Here is a 22,392-nt window from a genome sequence, read left to right as displayed (position 1 = left end):
ACGGCCGGCTAACGTCTGTGCAACGAGGAATATCCATGCAAGTTTCTGTTGAAAATACTACTGCTCTCGAGCGCCGCCTGAGCATCACCGTGCCGGCAGAGCGCATCGAGACTGCGGTCAACAAGCGTCTGCAGCAGACTGCCCAAAAGGCCAAGATCGCTGGCTTCCGTCCAGGCAAAGTGCCGATGAGCGAAATCAAGCGCCGTTTTGGTGCTGATGCGCGTCAGGAAGCGGTAGGCGACGTGATCCAGGCGTCGTTCTACGAAGCAGTTGTAGAGCAAAAGCTGAACCCGGCTGGTTCGCCTTCGATCGAGCCTAAGTCCCTGGAAGCGGGCAAGGACCTGGAATACGTTGCTGTATTCGAAGTGTTCCCAGAGTTCGAAGTTGCCGGCTTCGACGGTATCGCGATCGAGCGCCTGAGCGCCGAAGTGGCTGATGCCGACCTGGACAACATGCTGGAAATCCTGCGCAAGCAGAACACCCGTTTCGAAGTGGCCGAACGTGCTGCCCAGAACGAAGACCAGCTGAACATCGATTTCGTGGGCAAGGTTGACGGCGAAGCATTCGCTGGCGGCTCCGCCAAGGGTACTCAGCTGGTGCTGGGTTCCAACCGCATGATCCCGGGTTTCGAAGACGGCCTGGTTGGCGCAAAAGCCGGCGAAGAGCGCGTTCTGAACCTGACTTTCCCGGCTGACTACCAGAACCTGGACCTGGCCGGCAAAGCCGCCGAGTTCACCGTGACGGTCAACAGCGTGTCCGAGCCTAAGCTGCCAGAGCTGAACGAAGAGTTCTTCGCTCAATTCGGCATCAAGGAAACCGGCATCGACGGCTTCCGCACCGAAGTTCGCAAGAACATGCAGCGCGAGCTGCGTCAGGCCATCAAGTCCAAGGTCAAGAACCAGGTCATGGACGGTCTGCTGACCGCCAACCCGATCGAAGTGCCTAAGGCTTTGCTGTCCAACGAAGTGGATCGCCTGCGCGTACAAGCCGTTCAGCAGTTTGGTGGCAACATCAAACCTGACCAACTGCCGGCCGAGCTGTTCGAAGAGCAAGCCAAGCGCCGCGTCGTGCTGGGCCTGATCGTGGCTGAAGTGGTCAAGCAGTTCGACCTCAAGCCTGACGAAGACCGCGTTCGTGAAATGATCCAGGAAATGGCTTCGGCCTACCAGGAGCCTGAGCAGGTTGTGGCTTGGTACTACAAGAACGACCAGCAACTGAACGAAGTACGTTCGGTTGTGCTGGAAGAACAAGTTGTGGATACTGTTCTGCAGAAGGCTAAGGTGACCGATAAAGCGGTCTCTTACGAAGAAGCAGTCAAGCCGGCGGAAGCAGCACAAGCCGACTGATTGTCCAACTCGTTTGAAATACAACCATAAGCCAGCCTCGCGCTGGCTTATGCGTTTTCAAGACATGACTATTTGGGAGTAACTGCAGAGCATGTTCCGTAATTCCTATATTCAGCAGAACTCTGATATCCAGGCCGCAGGCGGCCTGGTCCCGATGGTTGTCGAGCAGTCCGCTCGTGGCGAACGCGCCTACGACATCTACTCGCGCCTGCTCAAGGAGCGAGTGATCTTTTTGGTGGGGCCGGTAGAGGACTACATGGCCAACCTGATTTGTGCGCAACTGCTGTTCCTTGAAGCGGAAAACCCGGACAAGGACATCCATCTTTACATTAACTCGCCGGGCGGTTCGGTGACCGCGGGCATGTCGATCTACGACACCATGCAGTTCATCAAGCCAAACGTGTCGACCACCTGCATCGGCCAAGCCTGCAGCATGGGCGCTTTCCTGCTGACCGCAGGTGCCGAAGGCAAGCGTTACTGCCTGCCGAACTCGCGCGTGATGATTCACCAGCCACTGGGCGGTTTCCAGGGCCAGGCATCGGACATCGAAATCCATGCCAAGGAAATCCTCTTTATTCGTGAGCGTCTTAACACGCTGATGGCCAAGCACAGCGGGCACACCTTGGAAGAAATCGAGCGTGATACCAACCGTGACAATTTCATGAGCGCCGAAGCCGCGCGTGATTACGGGTTGATCGACGCAGTGATTGACAAGCGCCCCGCTTAATATAAGCAGCTCAAAATAGGCCAGGTCGGCAAGTCCGATCACCTGCGGGCTTGAAAAAGCCCGCATAAGCCTTCATCTTGTGTTGCAAGCCTATCGGATTTGGATCGAACGAATGACTGACACCCGCAACGGCGAGGACAACGGCAAGCTGCTCTATTGCTCCTTCTGTGGCAAAAGCCAGCATGAAGTACGCAAATTGATTGCCGGCCCCTCGGTCTTTATCTGCGACGAGTGCGTCGACCTGTGCAATGACATCATCCGTGAGGAGGTGCAGGAAGCCCAGGCCGAAAGCAGCGCGCATAAATTGCCTTCGCCTAAAGAAATCAGCGGCATCCTTGATCAGTACGTGATTGGTCAAGAGCGTGCAAAAAAGGTTCTGGCCGTAGCGGTGTACAACCACTACAAGCGTTTGAACCAGCGTGACAAGAAAAACGACGAAGTCGAGCTCGGCAAGAGCAACATCTTGCTGATCGGTCCTACAGGCTCGGGTAAAACCCTGCTTGCGGAAACCCTCGCTCGCCTGCTGAACGTTCCGTTCACCATCGCCGACGCCACCACCCTCACCGAGGCTGGCTACGTGGGTGAGGACGTCGAGAACATCATTCAGAAGTTGCTGCAAAAGTGCGACTACGACGTAGAGAAGGCCCAGATGGGTATCGTCTACATCGACGAAATCGATAAGATTTCGCGCAAGTCCGACAACCCGTCGATCACTCGGGATGTTTCCGGTGAAGGCGTGCAGCAAGCCTTGTTGAAACTGATCGAAGGCACGGTTGCTTCCGTACCGCCACAAGGCGGCCGCAAGCACCCGCAGCAGGAATTCCTTCAGGTTGATACGCGCAATATCCTGTTCATCTGCGGCGGTGCGTTCTCCGGTCTGGAAAAGGTTATTCAAAACCGTTCCACCCGTGGCGGCATCGGCTTCAGTGCGGAAGTGCGCAGCAAGGAAGAAGGCAAGAAGGTGGGCGAGTCCCTGCGTGAAGTCGAACCTGACGATCTGGTCAAGTTTGGTCTGATCCCGGAATTCGTTGGTCGTCTGCCGGTCCTGGCGACATTGGACGAGCTGGATGAGGCTGCTCTGATTCAGATCCTCACCGAGCCGAAAAACGCCCTGACCAAACAATATGCCAAGCTGTTCGAAATGGAAGGCGTAGACCTCGAGTTCCGTACCGACGCACTCAAATCAGTGGCCAAGCGGGCACTGGAGCGCAAAACCGGTGCGCGTGGCCTGCGTTCGATCCTCGAAGGCGTATTGCTCGACACCATGTACGAAATCCCCTCGCAGTCCGAGGTGAGCAAAGTGGTGATCGACGAAAGCGTTATCGAAGGCAAGTCCAAGCCACTGTATATCTATGAAAACAGTGAGCCGGCTGCCAAGGCTGCGCCAGACGCGTAAGCGTCCGGCTGCTGCATAACAACAAGGGGCCTTTAGGGGCCCCTTTTGTTTTAAGGGCGTGTTTTTCCTGCATTTAACTGCTGGCATTGAGCTTGTTTTTTTTGCCGGCAGCCCCCATCTTGGTTTCATGCTTACTTTTCAACTGTCATAGAGGCGAAATCATGAAGACAACCATCGAATTGCCTCTCCTGCCGTTGCGTGATGTCGTCGTCTATCCGCACATGGTTATCCCGCTGTTCGTGGGGCGCGAGAAGTCTATCGAAGCCCTCGAGGCCGCGATGACGGGCGACAAGCAGATCCTGCTGTTGGCCCAGAGAAATCCTGCTGATGATGATCCAGGCGAAGATGCCCTGTATCGCGTCGGTACCGTTGCGACTGTCCTGCAATTGCTCAAGCTGCCCGACGGCACTGTCAAGGTGTTGGTGGAAGGTGAGCAGCGCGGTGCGGTCGAGCGCTTCATGGAGGTGGACGGCCACCTGCGCGCCGAAGTGGCACTGATCGACGAAGTCGAGGCCCCGGAGCGCGAGTCCGAAGTATTTGTACGCAGCCTGCTCTCGCAATTCGAGCAGTATGTGCAGTTGGGCAAGAAAGTCCCGGCTGAAGTCCTGTCTTCCCTCAACAGCATTGATGAGCCTAGCCGCCTGGTCGACACCATGGCCGCGCACATGGCGCTGAAAATCGAGCAGAAGCAAGACATCCTCGAAATCATCGACCTGCCGGCCCGTGTCGAACACGTCCTGGCGCTGCTCGATGCCGAAATCGACCTGCTGCAGGTTGAAAAGCGCATCCGTGGTCGCGTGAAGAAACAAATGGAGCGCAGCCAGCGCGAGTACTACCTGAATGAGCAGATGAAGGCCATTCAGAAGGAACTCGGCGACAGCGAGGAAGGCCACAACGAAATCGAAGAGCTGAAAAAGCGCATCGATTCCGCCGGCCTGCCGAAAGACGCCCTGACCAAGGCCAACGCCGAGCTGAACAAGCTCAAGCAAATGTCGCCGATGTCGGCCGAAGCCACCGTGGTTCGTTCCTACATCGATTGGTTGGTGCAGGTGCCGTGGAAGGCTCAGACCAAGGTGCGCCTGGACCTGGCTCGCGCCGAAGATATCCTCGATGCCGACCATTACGGCCTCGAAGAAGTCAAAGAACGCATTCTCGAATACCTTGCCGTGCAAAAGCGCGTGAAGAAAATTCGTGGCCCGGTGTTGTGCCTGGTCGGTCCGCCGGGTGTGGGTAAAACCTCCCTGGCCGAGTCGATTGCCAATGCCACCAACCGTAAATTCGTGCGAATGGCCCTTGGCGGCGTGCGTGATGAAGCGGAAATCCGTGGTCATCGCCGCACATATATCGGTTCGATGCCAGGAAGATTGATTCAAAAAATGACAAAGGTCGGCGTGCGCAACCCGCTGTTCCTGCTCGATGAAATCGACAAAATGGGCAGCGACATGCGTGGCGATCCGGCATCGGCCTTGCTCGAAGTGCTCGATCCGGAGCAGAACCACAATTTCAACGACCATTACCTGGAAGTCGACTACGACCTGTCCGACGTAATGTTCCTGTGTACCTCCAACTCCATGAACATTCCGCCAGCGTTGCTGGACCGGATGGAGGTGATTCGTCTGCCGGGTTACACCGAAGACGAGAAGATCAACATCGCCGTCAAATACCTCGCGCCCAAGCAGATTTCGGCCAATGGCCTGAAGAAAGGCGAGATTGAATTCGAGGTCGAGTCGATCCGCGATATGGTGCGTTACTACACCCGCGAGGCCGGTGTACGGGGGCTTGAGCGCCAGATTGCGAAGATTTGCCGCAAGGCGGTCAAGGAACATGCGCTGGAAAAACGCTTCTCGGTGAAGATTACCGCCGATGTGCTGGAGCACTATCTGGGCGTGCGTAAATTCAGCTACGGGTTGGCGGAACAGCAGGATCAGGTAGGGCAGGTGACTGGCCTGGCGTGGACCCAGGTGGGTGGCGAATTGCTGACCATCGAAGCCGCGGTGATCCCGGGCAAGGGCCAATTGATCAAGACCGGTTCCCTGGGTGACGTGATGGTCGAATCCATCACCGCCGCGCAGACCGTCGTGCGCAGCCGCGCCCGGAGCCTGGGGATTCCCCTGGACTTCCATGAGAAGCACGACGTCCATATCCACATGCCGGAGGGGGCGACCCCGAAAGACGGCCCTAGCGCTGGCGTAGGCATGTGTACGGCCCTGGTATCGGCCCTGACCGGCATTCCGGTACGCGCCGATGTGGCCATGACCGGGGAAATCACCCTGCGTGGCCAGGTATTGGCCATCGGTGGTCTGAAAGAAAAATTGCTCGCCGCACACCGGGGTGGAATCAAGACCGTGATCATTCCTGAAGAGAATGTCCGCGACTTGAAGGAAATTCCTGACAATATCAAGCAAGATCTTCAGATTAAACCGGTTAAATGGATTGACGAGGTCCTGCAAATTGCGCTGCAATACGCGCCGGAGCCCTTGCCGGATGTGGCTCCGGAGATAGTCGCGAAGGACGAAAAGCGCGAGTCTGATTCCAAGGAAAGAATTAGCACGCATTAATGCGTTAAAGCCTGGGGGCTTCCTTGACAGCTTTTTAGAGCCCTTGTTATAAAGCGGCTCTTAAGTGTCTGTAGGCCATTCAGCACTGGTTTTTGCTTTCACCAAAAAACTTAGAATCATACTCAATAGATATATAAGGGGACTTAGAGTGAACAAGTCGGAACTGATTGATGCTATCGCCGCATCCGCTGATATCCCGAAAGCTGCTGCTGGCCGTGCGCTGGACGCAGTAATCGAATCCGTCACTGGCGCTCTGAAGGCCGGCGATTCGGTGGTACTGGTAGGCTTCGGTACTTTTTCTGTGACTGACCGCCCAGCTCGCACTGGCCGTAACCCACAGACTGGCAAAGCACTGCAAATCGCTGCTGCCAAGAAACCAGGTTTCAAAGCCGGTAAAGCCCTGAAAGAAGCCGTTAACTAAGCCTCGATCAAGCCTTTACCTACCCGGGTCCGACGCAGGTCTGGCCTGGCAGCGGAGCGGCAGCTGACCCACGTATCCATCGGGTCACCACGCCGGGGGTGTGGGTTCTAACCCCCGTCCGCTCCGCCAGTTACGAGAGAAGGCGCATCCTCGGATGCGCCTTTCTTCTATCCGGACTCTACCCACGCTCCACGGTTGCCAATTTTTGAAGTTCAACCGTTTCTGGGGGACGCATGCTGCAAAATATCAGGGACAATTCACAAGGCTGGATTGCCAAGACCATTATCGGGATCATCGTCGCATTGATGGCGTTCACCGGTATCGAGGCTATTTTTCAGGCTTCGACCAACACCAAGCAGGACGTGGCCAAGGTCAACGGTGAAGCAATCACCCAGACCGAACTGAGCCAGGCCGTCGACATGCAACGTCGCCAACTGATGCAACAGATGGGCAAGGATTTCGATGCTTCCCTGCTGGACGAAAAACTGCTGCGCGACGCGGCGCTCAAGAGCCTGATCGATCGCAAGCTGGTACTGCAAGGTGCCGCTGATTCCAAGTTTGCCTTCTCTGACGCCGCGCTGGACCAAGTGATCCTGCAGACGCCGGAGTTCCAGGTGGACGGCAAGTTCAACGCCGAGCGTTTTGACCAGGTGATCCGTCAACTGGGCTACAGCCGTCTGCAGTTCCGTCAGATGATGACCCAGCAAATGCTGATCGAGCAGACTCGCTTGGGCATCCTCGGCAGCGCCTTCGTGACTGACGCGCAGGTGCTGGCATTCGCCCGCCTGGAAAAACAGACCCGCGATTTCGCCACCGTCAATATCAAGGCCAACCCTGCGGCGGTGAAACTCACCGACGACGAGGTCAAGGCTTACTACGACCAGCACGCCAAAGAGTTCATGACCCCGGACCAGGTGGTCATCGACTATCTGGAGTTGAAGAAGTCGTCTTTCTTCGACCAGGTCACCGTCAAGGACGATGAACTGCAGGCAGCGTATGAGAAAGAAACCGCCAACCTCGCTGAGCAGCGTCGTGCCGCGCACATCCTGATTGAAGTCAACGACAAGGTCACCGACGCCCAAGCCAAGGCCAAGATCGAGGAAATCCAGGCGCGCCTGGCCAAGGGTGAGCAGTTCGAAGCCCTGGCCAAGGAGTTCTCCCAGGACCCGGGTTCGGCCAGCAATGGCGGTGACCTCGGCTTTGCCGGTCCTGGCGTCTACGATCCGGACTTCGAAGCTGCCCTGTACGCCTTGAATAAGGACCAGGTCTCGGCACCGGTGCGCAGCACCTTCGGTTGGCACCTGATCAAGCTGTTGGGCGTTGAAGCGCCAGAAGTGCCATCGTTCGCCAGCCTGAAAGACAAGCTGACTCACGAGCTCAAGAACCAACAGGTTGAACAGCGTTTTGTCGAAGCGACCAAGCAATTGGAAGATGCGGCGTTCGAAGCCTCCGACCTGGCTCAGCCGGCGTCCGATCTGAAGCTGACCGTTCACACCTCTGCGCCGTTTGGTCGCGAAGGCGGTGAGGGTGTCGCGGCCAACCGTGCCGTGGTCACTGCCGCGTTCAGCCCGGAAGTGTTGGATGAGGGTGCCAACAGCACCGCCATCGAGCTCGACCCGGAAACCATCATCGTGCTGCGGGCCAAAGAGCATCTGAAGCCTACGCAACTGCCGCTGGAAAGCGTGGCAGCGGCGATCCGCACCCAGATGACCAAGGAACGCGCCAGCGCGGCCGCCAAGACTCACGCTGACGAGTTGATCGCCAGCCTGCGTGATGGCAAGACCCCGCTGAACCAGCCCGTTGATGGCCAGGCCTGGAAAGTCACCGAAGCGGCTACCCGTAGCCAGGAAACGATCGACCCGGTGGTGCTGCAAGCCTTGTTCCGCATGCCCAAACCTGCGTCCAAGGACAAGCCGACCTTCACCACCGTGACCCTCGCTGATGGCAGCCTGGTGATCGTGCGCTTGAACGGCGTCACCGAAGCGGCGGCTCCATCGGACGATGAGAAGGCGCAATACCGCCGTTTCCTCGCTTCCCGTGTTGGGCAGCAGGATTTCGCGGCGTACCGCAAGCAGCTGGAAACCAAGGCTGAGATCAAGAAGTACTGATCTCGGTTTGAATAAAAAGCCCCCGGCCTGAAAAGACCGGGGGCTTTTTCATGGGCGTTTGCAAAGGGCCAGCAACATCAACGCCACTACCGCCCAGGGAAACGCGAGCACGCCCCAGCTCTGCAACAACAACCCGCCCGCCAGACCGCCGCCGGCAATGCCCAGGTTCCATACCGTCACCAGCATCGACTGCGCGGCGTCCGCCGACTCGCCCGCCGACTTGGCCAGGGCGGTTTGCAGCAAGGCCGGTAGGCCACCGAATGCCAGCCCCCAGGCCGCGACGGCGGTGTAGATGATCGCCGGCGAGTCGATCCAGAACGCCAACGCCAGCGCCGACAGGCCAAACAGCATGCAACTGAACAGCACCAACGGGCGCAGCCATCGATCGATCAGCAGGCCCACCAGCCAGATGCTCAACAACGCCGTCAGGCCAAACACCAGCAGTACCCGGTCGATATCGGCCTGGATGCCGGCGGGCTCCAGCAGGGGGGCGATGTAGGTGTAGAGAATGTTGTGGGCCAGCACGTAGGTAAAGGTCACCCAAAGCACCGGACGAATACCGCGCAACCTCATCACCTGGCGCAGGCCCAGGCGCTGTTGTGCTGCTTGGCCGGCAAAGTCCGGGAGTTGCCAGCGCGCCCAGAGCAGCAATGCCAGCGTCAGCCCGGTCATGATCGCAAAACTCAAGCGCCAGCCAACGAGGGTGCCCAGCAGGGTGCCGGCCGGCACGCCCAGGGTCAGGGCCAGCGGTGCGCCAAGCATTGCGATGGCAATCGCCCGGCCTTGCAGGTGGGGGGCGACCATACGACTGGCGTAACCCGCCAACAGGGCCCAGAGCAACCCGGCGAATACCCCGGCGAAAAAGCGCGCTACCAGGGTCAGCCCGTAGTGGCTGGATACGGCCGTCACGCTGTTGACCAGGGCGAAGCCAGCAATGGCCACCAGCAGTAGGGGGCGTCGGCGCCAACCCCGCGTCAGCAGCGTCAAGGGGATGGCCGCGAGCAATGATCCGAGTGCGTAGAGCGTGACCAGTTGGCCAACCAGGGCGGGCGACACACCCAGGCCTGCGCCCATCTGCGGCAGGAGCCCCGCAGGCATGGCTTCGGTGAGGATGGTGATAAAACCCGCGCAAGCCAGGGCCAACAAGCCTCCCAGCGGCAGCACGTCAGGCTCGGCGTTCGCCGGGCAATGGGTAAGTGAAGGGTTGTCGCTCATGACGCTTTATCCATATAAAAGGGGCAAGGCGGCAGAGTAAGGGGCTGTGCTGTGCGGAAAAACAGGCTAAGGTTCCGAACTTAGCGGACGGATGCGTCCGTAATCAGTCGAGACGTGATCATGGACAGCTTGAGCAGCCTGTCGGTATTTGTGCAGGTGGCGGAGACGCGCAGCTTCACCGTCGCCGGTCGCGTGCTGGGGGTATCGTCGTCGGCCGTGGGCAAAAGTATCGCGCGCATGGAAGAGCGCCTGGGCGTCAGGCTGTTTCACCGCAGCACGCGCAGTATCACCCTGACCAGCGAAGGCTCGCTGTTTCTTGAGCGTTCGCGGCGCATTCTGGCCGAGGTCGAGGCGGCCGAGCAGGAATTGACGGACGCCAGCGCCACGCCCCGCGGCAAGTTGCGCGTCAGCCTGCCGCAGGTACGCGGCTTGTTGATGCCGGTGCTCAGCGACTTTATGCGCGCCTACCCGGATATCGAATTGGATGTGGATTTTTCCGACCGCATGGTGGACGTGATCGAGGAAGGTTTCGATGCGGTGATTCGCACAGGCAAGCCCGAAGATTCGCGCTTGATGGCGCGGCATCTGGGCTATTACCAGTTGGTACTTGTGGGCACGCCGGGCTACTTCGCTCAACACGGCACCCCGCAGCAACCGCAGGATCTCAACGATCACGCGTGCCTGCGGCACAAATTCTGCGCCACCGGCAAGCTGGAAAACTGGCCGTTGCGTCACCTGCCGGGCGCCGCCGAACCGACCTTGCGTACACCGCTGGTCAGTACCACCATTGAGTCCCTCAACCATGTGGTACACGAGGGATTGGGCATCGCCTGTCTGCCCGACTACATGGTCAACGAGGCCGTGGGGCAGGGGCGCTTGCTACGGGTGTTGGATGATTATCTCGAACACCGTGGCAGTTTCTGGATACTGTGGCCGTCAAGTCGTCATGCATCTGCCAAGTTGCGCGTGTTTATTGACCATATGTGCGCCGGGCTTTTCCCTGCAGGCACCGCTGTGTAGGCTTGTGACGTTTTATCGACAGGAATGCGCGCGCCAAGGCCTCGTTCTGTTGCACAATACCGCCCAGACCGTTTTCCTCAGGATTTTCAATGTCGACATCATTTCACTTGCGTAGCCTCGGGTTGGCGCTGGTGTTGGCGGGCGCCACGGGCTGCTCGTCACCCAAGACCGCTGTTTACGAGCACGAGAATTTCGACGACTCCGGTACGTTCTCCCGTAATTACCCGGTCAGTGACATCGCCGCGTGCGAGGCCGCACGCCGTGCCTTGCTGAGCCAGGGCTACATCATCACCAGCAGCGATCCGAAGCTGGTGGTGGGTAACAAGAGTTTCCAGCAGACCGGCGAAACTCACATGCAGATCAGCTTCAATGTGGTGTGTGCCAATGATGGCAAAGGTAAAAGCCACTCGACGATGTTTGCCAACGCCCTGCAGGATCGTTATGCGCTGAAGAAGGTCAACAACTCCGCCAGCCTGGGTGTGGGTGTGCTGGGCTCGGTGTCGATGCCGATCGGCTCCACCGACGACTCGATGGTGAAGGTGGCGAGTGAGACTGTCTCGGCGCCGAAGTTCTACGAGCGCTATTTCGCACTGGTGGATGTGTTCCTGCCCCAAGAGGTGAAGAAGACCGAACATATTCCCGAACAGCCCAAGGCTGAACTGGGGGTGCCGGAACCCAAAGTTGCCCCGGCAGCGGAGAAGGTGCCAGCGCCGAAGGAAGAACCTGTAGCGCCGGCCGTCTCGACGCCGGTTACACCGGCACCGGAGCCTGCGCCGATCGTCCCGCAGGCAGAACCGAGCCCTGCGCCGGCACCGGCACCTGCGCCAACCACGCCGGACCTGCCGCCGCCGACAGAGGCGATTCCGCCCCTGCCGACGCCCGCGCAGTAAGTCAGACCGCTACGGGATTGGTCTTGTCGACATTGATCCCGTAGCGACTGATCGCTTCACTGATTTTCTCGCGACCTATCAGCCCGTCATCGGCCAGCGCCTTCAGTGCCGCCAGCACAATGAAATGCCGGTCCACCTCGAAGAACTCGCGCAAGGCCTCCCGAGTATCCGACTGCCCGAAGCCGTCCGTGCCCAGCGCTACAAAGCGTCGGTTCGGCACAAAGGGGCGGATCTGGTCGGCGAACAGCTTCATGTAGTCAGTGGCCACCAGCACCGGACCCGTATGCCCGGCCAAGCATTGCTCGACGTAACTCAAGCGCGGCCCGTGTTCCGGGTGCAACAGGTTCCAGCGTTCGGCTTCATGCCCGTCACGGCGCAGCTCGGTCAGGCTGGGCGCACTCCATACGCTGCTGTGTACGGCAAAATCCTTGTCGAGCAACGCTGCCGCGGCGATCACTTCCCGCAGGATCGAACCGCTGCCCATCAATTGCACCTGTGCCTGCTGGTGTGTGCTCAGCGGATACAAGCCCTTGAGAATGCCTTCTTCCACGCCTTCGGGCATTGCCGGGTGCGGGTAGTTCTCGTTGAGCAGGGTGATGTAGTAGTAAATGTCCTCCTGCTCGACATACATGCGCCGCATGCCTTCGCGAATGATCACCGCCAGTTCGTAGGCAAAAGTCGGGTCATACGATACACAGCACGGAATCACCGACGCCAGGATATGGCTATGCCCATCGTCGTGCTGCAAGCCTTCGCCCATCAGGGTGGTGCGCCCGGCCGTGGCACCCAGCAGGAAGCCGCGTGCCCGGGCATCGCCTGCCGCCCAGGCCAGGTCGCCGACGCGCTGGAAGCCGAACATCGAGTAGAAGATGTAGAAGGGCACGGTCATCAGAGCATGGTTGCTGTAGGACGTACTCGCCGCGATCCAGGAGGAAATCGCACCGGACTCATTCAGACCTTCCTGCATGATCTGTCCGTCCTTGCTCTCTTTGTAGTAGCTCAGTTGCCCGGCGTCTTGTGGGGTGTAGAGCTGGCCGACGGCGGAGTGAATGCCGATCTGACGGAACAGGCTTTCCATGCCGAAGGTGCGTGATTCGTCCGGCACGATGGGCACGATCAGCTTGCCCAGGTGCGGGTCCTTGAGCAGTGTGCCGAGGATCCGCACAAAGGCCATGGTGGTGGAGATGGCGCGCTCGCCGGTGTCTTTGAGCTGGGTCGCGAAAGCGCTCAGTTCAGGAATCTGCAGCGATTCGACGGCGCTGTGGCGCGCCGGCACGTAGCCACCCAACGCCTGGCGCCGGGCTGCGAAGTAGCGCGCCTCTTCGCTGTCGGCAGCCGGCTTGAGGTAAGGAATTTCAGCCAACTGCTCGTCGGGGACTTCCAGGCCGAAGCGATCACGGAACGCTCTGACGGCGTCGGCGCCCATTTTTTTCAGCTGATGGTTGATGTTCTGGCCTTCGCCGGCTTCGCCCATGCCGAAGCCCTTGACGGTTTTCGCCAGGATCACCGTGGGTTGGCCTGAATGACTCATGGCGGCAGCATAGGCGTTATAGACCTTGTCCGGGTCATGACCGCCGCGTGAGAGTTTCCAGATGTCCTCGTCTGAGAGGTCCGCAACCAATGCCAGTAACGCCGGGTATTTGCCGAAGAAATGTTCGCGCACGTAGGCGCCGTCCTGGGATTTGTAGTTCTGATAATCACCGTCCACGCACTCCATCATGCGTTGGCGCAGCAGCCCGCTCTGGTCTTTTTCCAGCAGCGCATCCCAGCCGCCGCCCCAGATTACCTTGATCACATTCCAGCCGGCCGCGCGGTAGAGGCTTTCGAATTCCTGGATCACCTTGGCATTGCCGCGTACTGGGCCGTCCAGGCGCTGCAGGTTGCAGTTGACCACGAAGATCAGGTTGTCGAGTTTTTCACGCCCGGCCAGGGAAATGGCGGCCAGGGATTCCGGCTGGTCCATTTCGCCATCACCGAGGAACGCCCAGACCTTGCGGCCCTGGTGCTGCTTGAGCGCACGCAACTCCAGGTAGCGCATAAAGCGCGCCTGGTAGGCGGCGGTGATCGGTCCGAGCCCCATGGACACGGTGGGGAACTGCCAAAAATCCGGCATCAGCCGTGGGTGCGGGTAGGACGACAAGCCTGCACCGCCCGTTTCGCGGCGGAAGTTGTCGAGCTGGGCCTCGCTGATGCGGCCTTCGAGATATGCGCGGCCGTAGATGCCGGGGGAGGAGTGGCCCTGGATGTAGACCAGATCGCCATCGAAGGTGTCGGTGCGCCCACGGAAAAAGTGGTCGAAGCCGACGTCATACAGCACGGCGGCCGACGCGTAGGTGGCGATATGCCCACCGACGCCGGAGTGTTTACCGGCGCGCAACACCATGGCCATGGCGTTCCAGCGGATAAACGCACTGGTGCGGCGTTCGAGGGCCAGGTTGCCAGGGTAGGGCAACTGGCGGTCCAGCGGGATCGTGTTGATGTAGGGCGTGGTTACCCGCCCGTAGACGTCACCATGTTGCGCCACGTCGAAATCCAGCAACTGGTCGATCAGGTAGTGGGCACGCGGGCGGCCTTCGGTGGACAGCACCGATTCGATGGCTTCCAGCCATTCGCGGGTTTCCTGTGGGTCGTCGTCCAGTCTTACTGCGGTATTCGGGGTCATGTGAGGCTCCAGGGTCGGCGAATATCAAGCAGCGAGCTCCTTGTGGGAGCGGCGCACATATAGTTGCAATTGCAACTACATGTCTGAATCTAGCGCGGGATGAGCTACTATTGCAACCTTCTTGAAATTCCCCGGATGGTGTTGCATGTCGTCGAAAGAGCCTGATGTCTGGTTCCGTTTTGTCAGGGCCCACAGGACGGTCATCCGTGAAATCGAGCGGCGCCTGGCTGCGGCCGACCTGCCGCCCTACGCCTGGTACGACGCATTGTGGGGCCTGGAAAGCGGCCCCGAAGGTACTCGGCGCATGCATGAATTGGCCGATGTGCTGGCCATCGAGCGCTATAACCTGACGCGCCTGGTGGACCGCCTGGAAAAAGACGGCCTGGTGGTGCGCTCCCGCTCCGACGGCGACGGCCGTGCCGCGTTTGCCACGATCACCGAGGCCGGCCGGGTGTTGCGCAAAAAGATGTGGGGCATCTACGAAAGCACGGTAGATGAGCTGTTCCTGTCGCAGATCGCACCGGAGCAGCGTCAGGGGTTTGCCGAAGCCCTGGAACGTACTGCCGGGTTGGCGATGGAGGCTGGTGTGCAGGTCCGTAGCCGGCGCAAATCCTGAGACACGACGATTCAACGTGGAACATGGCGTGGTCCCGAAAGCAGACGGCTGTCGACTGACCCGCCGCTATCGGGAGCAAGCCCCTTGCGCCGTTGTTCGCATTCCGGCTCATTGCAGTGAGTAGCGCTTCATCGCCCGTTCGACCTGCTGTGCAGCGATAAGCCCGTCCTTCGCCAGGGCGCTCAATGCAGACACCGCAATCCAATAGCGACTGGGCGCCGATGCCTGCACCGAGCCCGCGCCCAGCCCCACGAACCGCGCATCTACGTAAGCCGCCAACGGGTCGACAATCGGCTGTGCATAGCCGGTCACTGCAATCACCGGCGCGGCATTCCCGGCCAGGCACTCGCGCAAGTGGCTGCTGCGTCTGGGGGCGGTGGGGTGCAGGCGATTCCAGCGTTCGGCCGCCGCGGCCTCTCGGGCCAGCCGCGTGTAGCTGGGGCAACTCCACAGCTGCGCGGTGATATTCCAGTCCTCTGCCAACAAGCGTTTGGCCTGCACGACCTCTTCAAGCGCCCGACCTGCGCCGAGCAAGCGCACGTCCCCTGGGGCATCGCGCTGGAGCGGATACATACCCTTGAGCGCATCTTCACGGTCCTGCTCGGTCAACGGTACTGCGTTGTCGTCGTCATGCAGCGCCAGGTAGTAAAACCCGGGCTTGCCGTCGATATACAAGGTGCGCAGTCCCGCCAGCACAATCGCCCGGACTTCCTCACCCGTGGCAGGATCGTAGGGTGTGCAATGCGGATTGCTCGCCAGCCACAGCGGGAGAGAAGGCTGTGCGCCCTTGGGCCAGGCCGAGGGTTGGGTTTCGATGTCGTTGCACAGGATGCCGCGCTGCGCCGTCTCGGTCGACAAGGCACACAGTTGTGCCGACGACACCGCGCTGTGCAGGTACAGCAACGGTTTTTCCGCAGTTTTGCGCGCAAACCAGACGGGCCAACTGCCCACGCGCCGGGAACGGGACTGGCCGCGAATCACCCAGGCCTGCCGGCTGGCTTCCAGGGTGTTGGCCATGCTCATGACGGTATGCAATGGCGAACTTCGTGTATGTCCGGCCTGGTTCAACGCATCACAGCAAAGCTGTGCGGCGTGCGCGGTGGTGGCAATCATCGGTCTGACTCCTCGGCAAGGGAGGCTTACCCTAAGGGAAATCGACTTATAATTGCAATTGCAATGGTTGCAATTGTTTTTCGATGACCCAGTGCTAAATCCGCACAACGCTGCTACGTTTAATCTGAACGTGCAGGAACGTCATGACACCGACATTTTTCCGTCATCACGGCACATTAGGCTGGCTGTGCAGGTCATTTACCTGCGGCTGCTTTCAACTCAAAAAGGAGTTCACCATGGACGATTACCAAGAAGAACTGCTGGAGTACCAGGCCTTTGAATGGGACCCTTTGGACCCCGCCGACGACGCTACTGAGCTGTAAGACCGGCTTCAGGCGGATTGCCGCTGACTGCGGCGAAATTCCCCTGGGGTTTGGTTGTTCCATCGCCTGAACGCCCGTTGAAAGGCCTGGGCCGAGGCAAAACCGAGCAAGTAGGCGATCTCGCCGAATGCCAGTTCCGTATCGCGGATATAGGTCATGGCCAGGTCGCGGCGGGTATCGTTGAGGATCGCCCGGAACTGAGTGCCTTCATCGGCCAGTTTGCGGCGCAGGGTCCAGGTCGGCAGCTTCAAGCGCGCCGCCACTTCTTCCAGGTCGGGTTCCCGGCCGCCATTGAGCATCGGCCCGAGCAAGCGGGTAATGCGCTCGCGCAGGCTGCGGGTGCGGGTCAACTGCTCCAACTCCCTTTCACACAGTTGTAACAGCAGTTGCCAGGTACTCGGGCAATGCTCCGGGTTGCGCAGCGCCAGGGTTGTCTGGCTCAGGCGCAGTTGATTGGCCTCGGCGCCGAAGTGGACCGGGCTGTCACCCAGCACGCTGTATTGTTCGCTGTAGTCCGGTGCTTCGAATTCGATCTCGATGCGCTGCGCCTGCACCGGCTGCTGGGCCAGGCTCGACAGTTGGTGCAGCCAGCCGGCGATGATCGAGTCGACCACAAAGCGGTTATAGGCGTTATACGGGCTGATGGAGTAGAAACGCAGCCACGCGCCTTCGGCGTCTTCATGAAAGCTCGACTGCCCGCGATAGTTGGAGCCGTACAGCGCTTCAAAGCGCGTGAGGGTGCGGGCCGCTTCGCGCACGTTGGGCGCCTGGGCGGCCGTGACGCCGGCCAGGCCGGCCTGGCTCAAGCGGCTCGATTGGCCCATGCGCAGGCCGAGGCCCGGGTCGCCAGTCAGTTGAATGGCGGCATGGCCCAGGCGCATGTAACGCGGGATCGACAAGCGCGCGCCGGCTTCGGCGAGCCGTAGCGGGTCCAGGCCGTATTGCAGCAACAGCGGTTGCGGGTCCAGGCCGTGGCTGCTGATGGCGTCGGCCAGGGTGTGCACGAAGCCCACCGACAGATCCCCCAGGCGTACCGGCTTCACGGCGTTACAGCCAGATATTCAGCAAGCGCGCGCCACGGGCGTCGCCGTCGGCGAACACCTGGCCGTTGCTGCTGAGAAAGCTCTGGCCGGCGCTGCCCAGGTCCCAGAACTGCCCGCGCAGAAATACGCTCATGCCCGCAATGGCCTGGCTGATGGGCGGCTGGCTGATCAAGGTCAGGCGTCGCCAGGCTTCGCCTTCGCTGAGTTCTTCGGGTTTGAGGCTGATTTCCGCGGGCGTCGACACGCTTTTGAAGCCGCGCCAAGGGCGGCCCCAGGTGTCGCGGCCGATAACAAACGCGGGGACGGCGATCAACCTTGCACCTTGCTCATTGAGCTTGCGGTAGTTGTCCGGGTACCAGCTGTCGCTGCCGATCAGGATGCCCAGGCGTCCGGCCGGGGTGTCGACCACGCTGACGGTGTTTTCATCCCCGGGCGCAATGAAGCCGCGCTCGTCGTAGATCGGGTAGAGCTGACGCTGCGGCTGGCCCAGGGGCAGGCCATCGGCCGCAAATACCAGGCTGGCGTTGTACAGCGCGCCATGCCCGACCTGCAGTTGCCCCTCGCTCACGCTGGGGTTGGGCAACGCGATGGAACCGGCCACCAGGGTCACGCCAAACTCCTTGGCCAGGCCGCCGAACAGCGCTTGGTAGTCCCGCGCCATTGCCGGGGCTTTCATGCGCAAGTATGCGTCGTCCATGCGGTTGTCGCCGGTGGCGCTGATCCAGGCGCGCATGAACTGCAGCGGGTTGCTGATCGACAGCCAGTTCATCGCATCTTTCAGGTGGGTCGCCTGATACAGCTCGTTTTTTTCGCCGCGGAGCATCAGCCAGGTGCCGATATGTTCCGGCAGCACCACGATGGTTTTTTCATTGATCAGCCCCTGGTTTCGCGCCGTTTGCAGGTAGGCCGCGAGCTTCAGGTGCAGGCGTTCCAGGCTCTGGTAGTCGCCAGGGAACAGTTCCGGCTGAATGCCCAGCAGGTTGCCGCGATCGGCAGGCTGGCCTTCGTTGACGGCCAGGGTGATGCGCAGGTCGGACAGGTAATGCGCCACGGGGCGTTCCTGGGTCCAGACCAGATAGGCGGCGACGGCGGCAACCAGCGCCAGGGTGACGGTAAAAGCGAGAAGTTTACGCATGGGGGAACAGACAACAGACCGAGTGCAGGGTTCGCGACTAGGGTAGGGCCCGCGGCTCGGCTTGCCAAGGGGCGCTGTGCATTTGGATCAATAACTTGTCAGTTTCGGTCATTGAGTGCTAGCCGAACGCCTCTTAGTCTGTGGGACATAAACCGATGGCAAGCCGTAAGAGCGTGCCACGTCCCGTGATGATCCGTTGTGGAGCTTGACCATGACCGCTGCTGCGTACCCGCACCTGCTGGCCCCGTTGGACCTGGGTTTTACCACCTTGCGCAACCGTACCCTGATGGGCTCGATGCACACGGGGCTGGAAGAAAAACCGGGCGGTTTCGAACGCATGGCGGCCTACTTCGCCGAGCGCGCCCGTGGCGGCGTGGGCCTGATGGTCACCGGCGGCATTGGCCCGAACGATGAAGGTGGGGTGTATTCCGGCGCGGCCAAGCTGACCACCGACGAAGAGGCGCAGAAGCACAAGATCGTGACCCGCGCCGTACACGAAGCCGGCGGCAAGATCTGCATGCAGATCCTCCACGCCGGCCGTTATGCCTACAGCCCCAAGCAGGTGGCACCGAGCGCGATCCAGGCGCCGATCAACCCGTTCAAGCCCAAGGAACTGGACGAAGCGGGCATCGAGAAACAGATCCAGGATTTCGTCACCTGCTCGCTGCTGGCGCAGTCCGCCGAATACGACGGCGTGGAAATCATGGGTTCCGAAGGCTACTTCATCAACCAGTTCCTCGCCGCCCACACCAACCACCGCACCGACCGTTGGGGCGGCAGCTACGAAAACCGCATGCGTTTGGCGGTGGAGATCGTGCGCCGGGTGCGCGAAGCCGTCGGCCCGAACTTCATCATTATCTTCCGCCTGTCGATGCTCGATCTGGTGGAAGGCGGTAGCAGTTGGGAAGAAATCGTGCAACTGGCCAAGGCCATCGAGCAGGCCGGTGCGAGCATCATCAACACCGGGATCGGTTGGCACGAAGCGCGCATTCCGACCATCGCCACCAAGGTGCCGCGGGGCGCGTTCAGTAAAGTCACCGCCAAATTGCGCGGCGCGGTGCAGATCCCGCTGATCACCACCAACCGCATCAACACCCCGGAGATTGCCGAGCAGATCCTCGCCGCAGGCGATGCCGATATGGTCTCGATGGCGCGGCCGTTCCTCGCCGACCCGGAGTTCGTCAACAAGGCCGCGGCCGGTCGTGCCGATGAAATCAACACCTGCATCGGTTGCAACCAGGCCTGCCTCGACCACACCTTCGGCGGCAAGTTGACCACCTGCCTGGTCAACCCGCGCGCGTGCTACGAGACCGAGCTCAACTATCTGCCGGTCAAACAGATCAAGAAAATCGCCGTGGTCGGCGCCGGTCCCGCGGGCCTGGCCGCTGCCACGGTGGCGGCCGAACGCGGCCATCAGGTGACGTTGTTCGATTCGGCCAGCGAGATCGGTGGCCAGTTCAACATCGCCAAGCGCGTGCCGGGCAAGGAAGAGTTTTTCGAGACCCTGCGTTATTTCAACCGCAAATTGCAGACCACCCATGTGGAGGTGTGCCTCAACACCCGCGTCGACGTCGCGCAACTGACGGCAGGCGGGTACGACGAGATCATCCTCGCCACCGGTATCGCCCCGCGCACGCCGGCAATTGCGGGCATCGATAACCCGAAGGTGCTGAGCTACCTCGACGTGATCCTCGAGCGCAAACCCGTGGGCAAGCGCGTCGCGGTGATCGGTGCCGGCGGTATCGGCTTCGACGTGTCGGAGTTCCTCGTGCATCAAGGCGTGTCCACCAGCCTGGACCGCGATGCGTTCTGGAAAGAGTGGGGCATCGACACGCAGTTGCAAGCGCGTGGCGGCGTCGCCGGGATCAAGCCGCAACCGCACCCGCCGGCGCGCGAGGTGTTCCTGCTGCAGCGCAAGGCTTCCAAGGTTGGCGACGGGTTGGGCAAGACCACCGGCTGGATTCACCGCACCGGGTTGAAGAACAAGCAGGTGCAGATGCTCAACAGCGTCGAGTACCTGAAGATCGACGACGCGGGCCTGCATATCCGCATCGGCGCCGAGGGCGAGCCGCAGTTGTTGGCGGTGGACAACATTGTGATCTGCGCTGGCCAGGACCCGTTGCGCGAATTGCAGGACGGCCTGGTCGCTGCGGGCCAGAACGTGCACCTGATCGGCGGTGCCGACGTCGCCGCCGAACTCGACGCCAAGCGCGCCATCAACCAGGGCTCGCGCCTGGCAGCTGAGTTGTAAAACGCCGAGAAGGGGCAGTGTTAGACTACTGCCCCTTTTTCATACGGACTTGCGCCGATGGGCCCTTTCGACTGGCTCCCCCATGCGCCCCTGGAACCGCTGCCGCTGGATTGGCTGAACGGGGTCGAATTGGCCGTGCTGCGCCTGGACCGCATCGACCCGCTGATCAGCGGCAACAAGTGGTTCAAGCTCAGCGAACACCTGGCCCGGGCGCAACAGGCCGGTGCCGACGGGATCATCAGCCTCGGCGGAGCGTACTCCAACCACCTGCATGCGCTGGCGGCGGCCGGCAAGCGTTTTGATTTTCCCACCGTCGGCCTGTTGCGCGGCCATCCCCAAGACACGCCCACCGTTCTCGATTTGAAAGCCTTCGGCATGCAGTTGCATTGGCTGGGCTATGGCGGCTACCGCGCGCGGCATGAACCCGATTTCTGGCAGCCGTGGCGCGAACATTATCCCCATCTCTACCCGGTGCCCGAAGGCGGTGGGGGCATCGCCGGGGCGTTGGGTTGCGGCGTATTGGTCGAGCAGGCGCGTGCGCAATTGAGCAACGTGGGGTGGGACGATTACGACGCATGGTGGCTGGCGGCAGGCACCGGCACGACTGTGGCCGGGCTGGCGTTGGCCGAGGCGGGGAGACATCCGGTGTACGGTGCAATGGCGGTGCCGGACGATCACGGCGTAACGCAGAACGTGCGCGCCATCGTGCAGGACGGCTTTGCGTTGTTGGACGCCAGCCGGGGCGGCTTCGCCAAGGTCGACCCGTGGTTGCTCGACTTTATCGAGACCACGCAACGGGCCTGCGGCCTGCCGCTAGAGCCGCTTTACAGCGGCAAGGCACTGCTGGCGTTGAAGCAACAGGTCGAAGCCGGACGCTTCCCTCCCGGCACGCGTCTGATCTTCGTCCACACCGGCGGCTTGCAAGGCCGCCGAGGGTTGGCTGCCTAACGCTTGGGCAGCATGCGCAACACGGTGTTATCGCGGATGAAGTAGTGGTGGTACAGACCCGCCACGGCATGCAGACCGATCAACCAATAACCGATGGAGCCGCCCAGCTCGTGCCACTCTTTGATCTGCTTGGACAAGTCCTTGTTTTCGCCGATCAGGGGCGGTAACTCGATCCCATAGAACATCACGGAATGCCCTTGGGCGCTGACGATCAGCCAGCCGGCGATCGGCATACCGATCATGAAGGCATACAGTGCAAAGTGCATCAGGGTCGCCAGCAGGCTCTGCCATTGCGGCGGTGCCGGTACGATTTTCGGTGCGACCCCCAGCGAGCGGGCAAACAGGCGCAGCCAGACCAGCACAAACACGGTCAGGCCGAACATGAAGTGCATTTCCACGATCAGCGCTCGCCCACCACTGCCTTTGGGGAAGATCCCGCGAAACTCAATACAGGCGTAGACCACCGCCAGCAACACCACCATCAACCAGTGCAACGCAATCGACATGGTGCTGTAACGTGAATCGGAATTTTTCCACGGCATCGCTTGATTCCTCACTCATCAGGGCAAACCTCCGTTCTTTGGCGACGAAGTCCTTTTACTGTAAGCCTGTTTTGCAGG

General features: G+C 60.5%; 18 protein-coding genes. 12 read left to right on the top strand and 6 right to left on the bottom strand.

The genetic code is table 11. The features are described 5' to 3' along the window. The first annotated feature begins 35 nt into the window (after positions 1-35). The 6 genes from tig (at position 36) to JN756_RS19705 (ending at position 8,556) form a co-directional block, all read left to right on the top strand. The gene (tig, locus tag JN756_RS19730) at positions 36-1,346 is read left to right on the top strand and encodes a trigger factor (protein WP_046382846.1); all 1,311 of its coding nucleotides are present in this window, start codon (positions 36-38) and stop codon (positions 1,344-1,346) included. A gap of 91 nt (positions 1,347-1,437) precedes the next feature. Next, entirely contained in the window at positions 1,438-2,073 is a 636-nt protein-coding gene (clpP, locus tag JN756_RS19725; RefSeq protein WP_017848147.1) for an ATP-dependent Clp endopeptidase proteolytic subunit ClpP, read from the top strand. Positions 2,074-2,185: 112 nt separating this feature from the next. Continuing rightward, a complete protein-coding gene (gene clpX, locus JN756_RS19720; protein WP_017848146.1) occupies positions 2,186-3,469 on the top strand; it encodes an ATP-dependent Clp protease ATP-binding subunit ClpX in 1,284 nt (427 codons plus the stop codon). 161 nt (positions 3,470-3,630) lie between these two features. After that, the gene (gene lon, locus JN756_RS19715; RefSeq protein ID WP_046382847.1) at positions 3,631-6,027 is read left to right on the top strand and encodes an endopeptidase La; all 2,397 of its coding nucleotides are present in this window, start codon (positions 3,631-3,633) and stop codon (positions 6,025-6,027) included. A 133-nt stretch (positions 6,028-6,160) separates the two neighbouring features. Next, the gene (locus tag JN756_RS19710; RefSeq protein ID WP_221034285.1) at positions 6,161-6,448 is read left to right on the top strand and encodes an HU family DNA-binding protein; all 288 of its coding nucleotides are present in this window, start codon (positions 6,161-6,163) and stop codon (positions 6,446-6,448) included. Positions 6,449-6,681: 233 nt separating this feature from the next. Then, entirely contained in the window at positions 6,682-8,556 is a 1,875-nt protein-coding gene (locus JN756_RS19705; protein WP_057004465.1) for a SurA N-terminal domain-containing protein, read from the top strand. 48 nt (positions 8,557-8,604) lie between these two features. On the opposite strand, the gene JN756_RS19700 is transcribed toward JN756_RS19705, so the two are convergent. Beyond that, positions 8,605-9,771: an MFS transporter gene (locus JN756_RS19700; RefSeq protein WP_128191832.1), complete on the bottom strand. Its 1,167-nt coding sequence runs from the start codon at positions 9,769-9,771 to the stop codon at positions 8,605-8,607. Between the two features lie 120 nt (positions 9,772-9,891). On the opposite strand from JN756_RS19700, the gene JN756_RS19695 reads away from it, so the two are divergent. Then, complete coding sequence (locus JN756_RS19695) at positions 9,892-10,791, top strand: LysR family transcriptional regulator (RefSeq protein WP_046382850.1); 900 nt, start codon at positions 9,892-9,894, stop codon at positions 10,789-10,791. 89 nt (positions 10,792-10,880) lie between these two features. Continuing rightward, positions 10,881-11,681, top strand: a complete 801-nt coding sequence (locus JN756_RS19690) for a DUF2242 domain-containing protein (RefSeq protein ID WP_057004463.1) — start codon at positions 10,881-10,883, stop codon at positions 11,679-11,681. Position 11,682: 1 nt separating this feature from the next. On the opposite strand, the gene aceE is transcribed toward JN756_RS19690, so the two are convergent. Next, positions 11,683-14,343 carry a pyruvate dehydrogenase (acetyl-transferring), homodimeric type gene (gene aceE / locus JN756_RS19685; RefSeq protein ID WP_169864396.1) on the bottom strand — a complete coding sequence of 887 codons (2,661 nt, stop codon included), beginning with the start codon at positions 14,341-14,343 and terminating at the stop codon, positions 11,683-11,685. Between the two features lie 145 nt (positions 14,344-14,488). Here aceE and JN756_RS19680 point away from each other — a divergent pair, with 145 nt between their 5' ends. Next, a complete protein-coding gene (locus tag JN756_RS19680) occupies positions 14,489-14,959 on the top strand; it encodes a MarR family winged helix-turn-helix transcriptional regulator (RefSeq protein WP_108525050.1) in 471 nt (156 codons plus the stop codon). A gap of 108 nt (positions 14,960-15,067) precedes the next feature. On the opposite strand, the gene JN756_RS19675 is transcribed toward JN756_RS19680, so the two are convergent. Continuing rightward, complete coding sequence (locus tag JN756_RS19675) at positions 15,068-16,072, bottom strand: transketolase-like TK C-terminal-containing protein (protein ID WP_198718197.1); 1,005 nt, start codon at positions 16,070-16,072, stop codon at positions 15,068-15,070. 143 nt (positions 16,073-16,215) lie between these two features. On the opposite strand from JN756_RS19675, the gene JN756_RS19670 reads away from it, so the two are divergent. After that, positions 16,216-16,395: a hypothetical protein gene (locus JN756_RS19670; RefSeq protein ID WP_126585751.1), complete on the top strand. Its 180-nt coding sequence runs from the start codon at positions 16,216-16,218 to the stop codon at positions 16,393-16,395. An 8-nt stretch (positions 16,396-16,403) separates the two neighbouring features. On the opposite strand, the gene JN756_RS19665 is transcribed toward JN756_RS19670, so the two are convergent. Next, complete coding sequence (locus JN756_RS19665; RefSeq protein WP_046485428.1) at positions 16,404-17,438, bottom strand: AraC family transcriptional regulator; 1,035 nt, start codon at positions 17,436-17,438, stop codon at positions 16,404-16,406. A 4-nt stretch (positions 17,439-17,442) separates the two neighbouring features. After that, entirely contained in the window at positions 17,443-18,573 is a 1,131-nt protein-coding gene (locus tag JN756_RS19660; protein WP_057004459.1) for a carbon-nitrogen hydrolase family protein, read from the bottom strand. Positions 18,574-18,784: 211 nt separating this feature from the next. Between JN756_RS19660 and JN756_RS19655 the strand changes: the two genes are divergently transcribed. Together JN756_RS19655 and JN756_RS19650 are read left to right on the top strand one after the other, a co-directional pair. Continuing rightward, the gene (locus JN756_RS19655; RefSeq protein WP_017848135.1) at positions 18,785-20,824 is read left to right on the top strand and encodes an NADPH-dependent 2,4-dienoyl-CoA reductase; all 2,040 of its coding nucleotides are present in this window, start codon (positions 18,785-18,787) and stop codon (positions 20,822-20,824) included. A gap of 57 nt (positions 20,825-20,881) precedes the next feature. Then, positions 20,882-21,772 (top strand): 1-aminocyclopropane-1-carboxylate deaminase/D-cysteine desulfhydrase, encoded by an 891-nt coding sequence (locus tag JN756_RS19650; RefSeq protein WP_201021197.1) that lies wholly within the window; start codon positions 20,882-20,884, stop codon positions 21,770-21,772. Here the strand turns inward: JN756_RS19650 and JN756_RS19645 are convergent. Beyond that, the gene (locus tag JN756_RS19645) at positions 21,769-22,314 is read right to left on the bottom strand and encodes a cytochrome b (protein WP_046382858.1); all 546 of its coding nucleotides are present in this window, start codon (positions 22,312-22,314) and stop codon (positions 21,769-21,771) included. The genes JN756_RS19650 and JN756_RS19645 overlap by 4 nt on opposite strands. Between the last annotated feature and the right edge of the window lie 78 nt (positions 22,315-22,392).

The sequence above is a fragment of the Pseudomonas sp. Y39-6 genome, assembly GCF_023651955.1.
Lineage (GTDB): Bacteria > Pseudomonadota > Gammaproteobacteria > Pseudomonadales > Pseudomonadaceae > Aquipseudomonas > Aquipseudomonas veronii.
Note: the sequence above shows the minus strand (reverse complement) of the source record. Positions and strands in the feature narration are given on the sequence as shown.

Bases quoted from the DNA above. Each gene is read 5' to 3' on its own strand.
- JN756_RS19700 (WP_128191832.1), bottom strand. From the start codon at position 9,771: ATGAGCGACAACCCTTCACTTACCCATTGCCCGGCGAACGCCGAGCCT.
- lon (WP_046382847.1), top strand. From the start codon at position 3,631: ATGAAGACAACCATCGAATTGCCTCTCCTGCCGTTGCGTGATGTCGTC.
- clpP (WP_017848147.1), top strand. From the start codon at position 1,438: ATGTTCCGTAATTCCTATATTCAGCAGAACTCTGATATCCAGGCCGCA.
- JN756_RS19670 (WP_126585751.1), top strand. From the start codon at position 16,216: ATGACACCGACATTTTTCCGTCATCACGGCACATTAGGCTGGCTGTGC.
- JN756_RS19655 (WP_017848135.1), top strand. From the start codon at position 18,785: ATGACCGCTGCTGCGTACCCGCACCTGCTGGCCCCGTTGGACCTGGGT.
- JN756_RS19645 (WP_046382858.1), bottom strand. From the start codon at position 22,314: ATGCCGTGGAAAAATTCCGATTCACGTTACAGCACCATGTCGATTGCG.
- JN756_RS19705 (WP_057004465.1), top strand. From the start codon at position 6,682: ATGCTGCAAAATATCAGGGACAATTCACAAGGCTGGATTGCCAAGACC.
- JN756_RS19660 (WP_057004459.1), bottom strand. From the start codon at position 18,573: ATGCGTAAACTTCTCGCTTTTACCGTCACCCTGGCGCTGGTTGCCGCC.
- aceE (WP_169864396.1), bottom strand. From the start codon at position 14,343: ATGACCCCGAATACCGCAGTAAGACTGGACGACGACCCACAGGAAACC.
- JN756_RS19680 (WP_108525050.1), top strand. From the start codon at position 14,489: ATGTCGTCGAAAGAGCCTGATGTCTGGTTCCGTTTTGTCAGGGCCCAC.
- JN756_RS19650 (WP_201021197.1), top strand. From the start codon at position 20,882: ATGGGCCCTTTCGACTGGCTCCCCCATGCGCCCCTGGAACCGCTGCCG.
- JN756_RS19695 (WP_046382850.1), top strand. From the start codon at position 9,892: ATGGACAGCTTGAGCAGCCTGTCGGTATTTGTGCAGGTGGCGGAGACG.
- clpX (WP_017848146.1), top strand. From the start codon at position 2,186: ATGACTGACACCCGCAACGGCGAGGACAACGGCAAGCTGCTCTATTGC.
- tig (WP_046382846.1), top strand. From the start codon at position 36: ATGCAAGTTTCTGTTGAAAATACTACTGCTCTCGAGCGCCGCCTGAGC.
- JN756_RS19690 (WP_057004463.1), top strand. From the start codon at position 10,881: ATGTCGACATCATTTCACTTGCGTAGCCTCGGGTTGGCGCTGGTGTTG.
- JN756_RS19675 (WP_198718197.1), bottom strand. From the start codon at position 16,072: ATGATTGCCACCACCGCGCACGCCGCACAGCTTTGCTGTGATGCGTTG.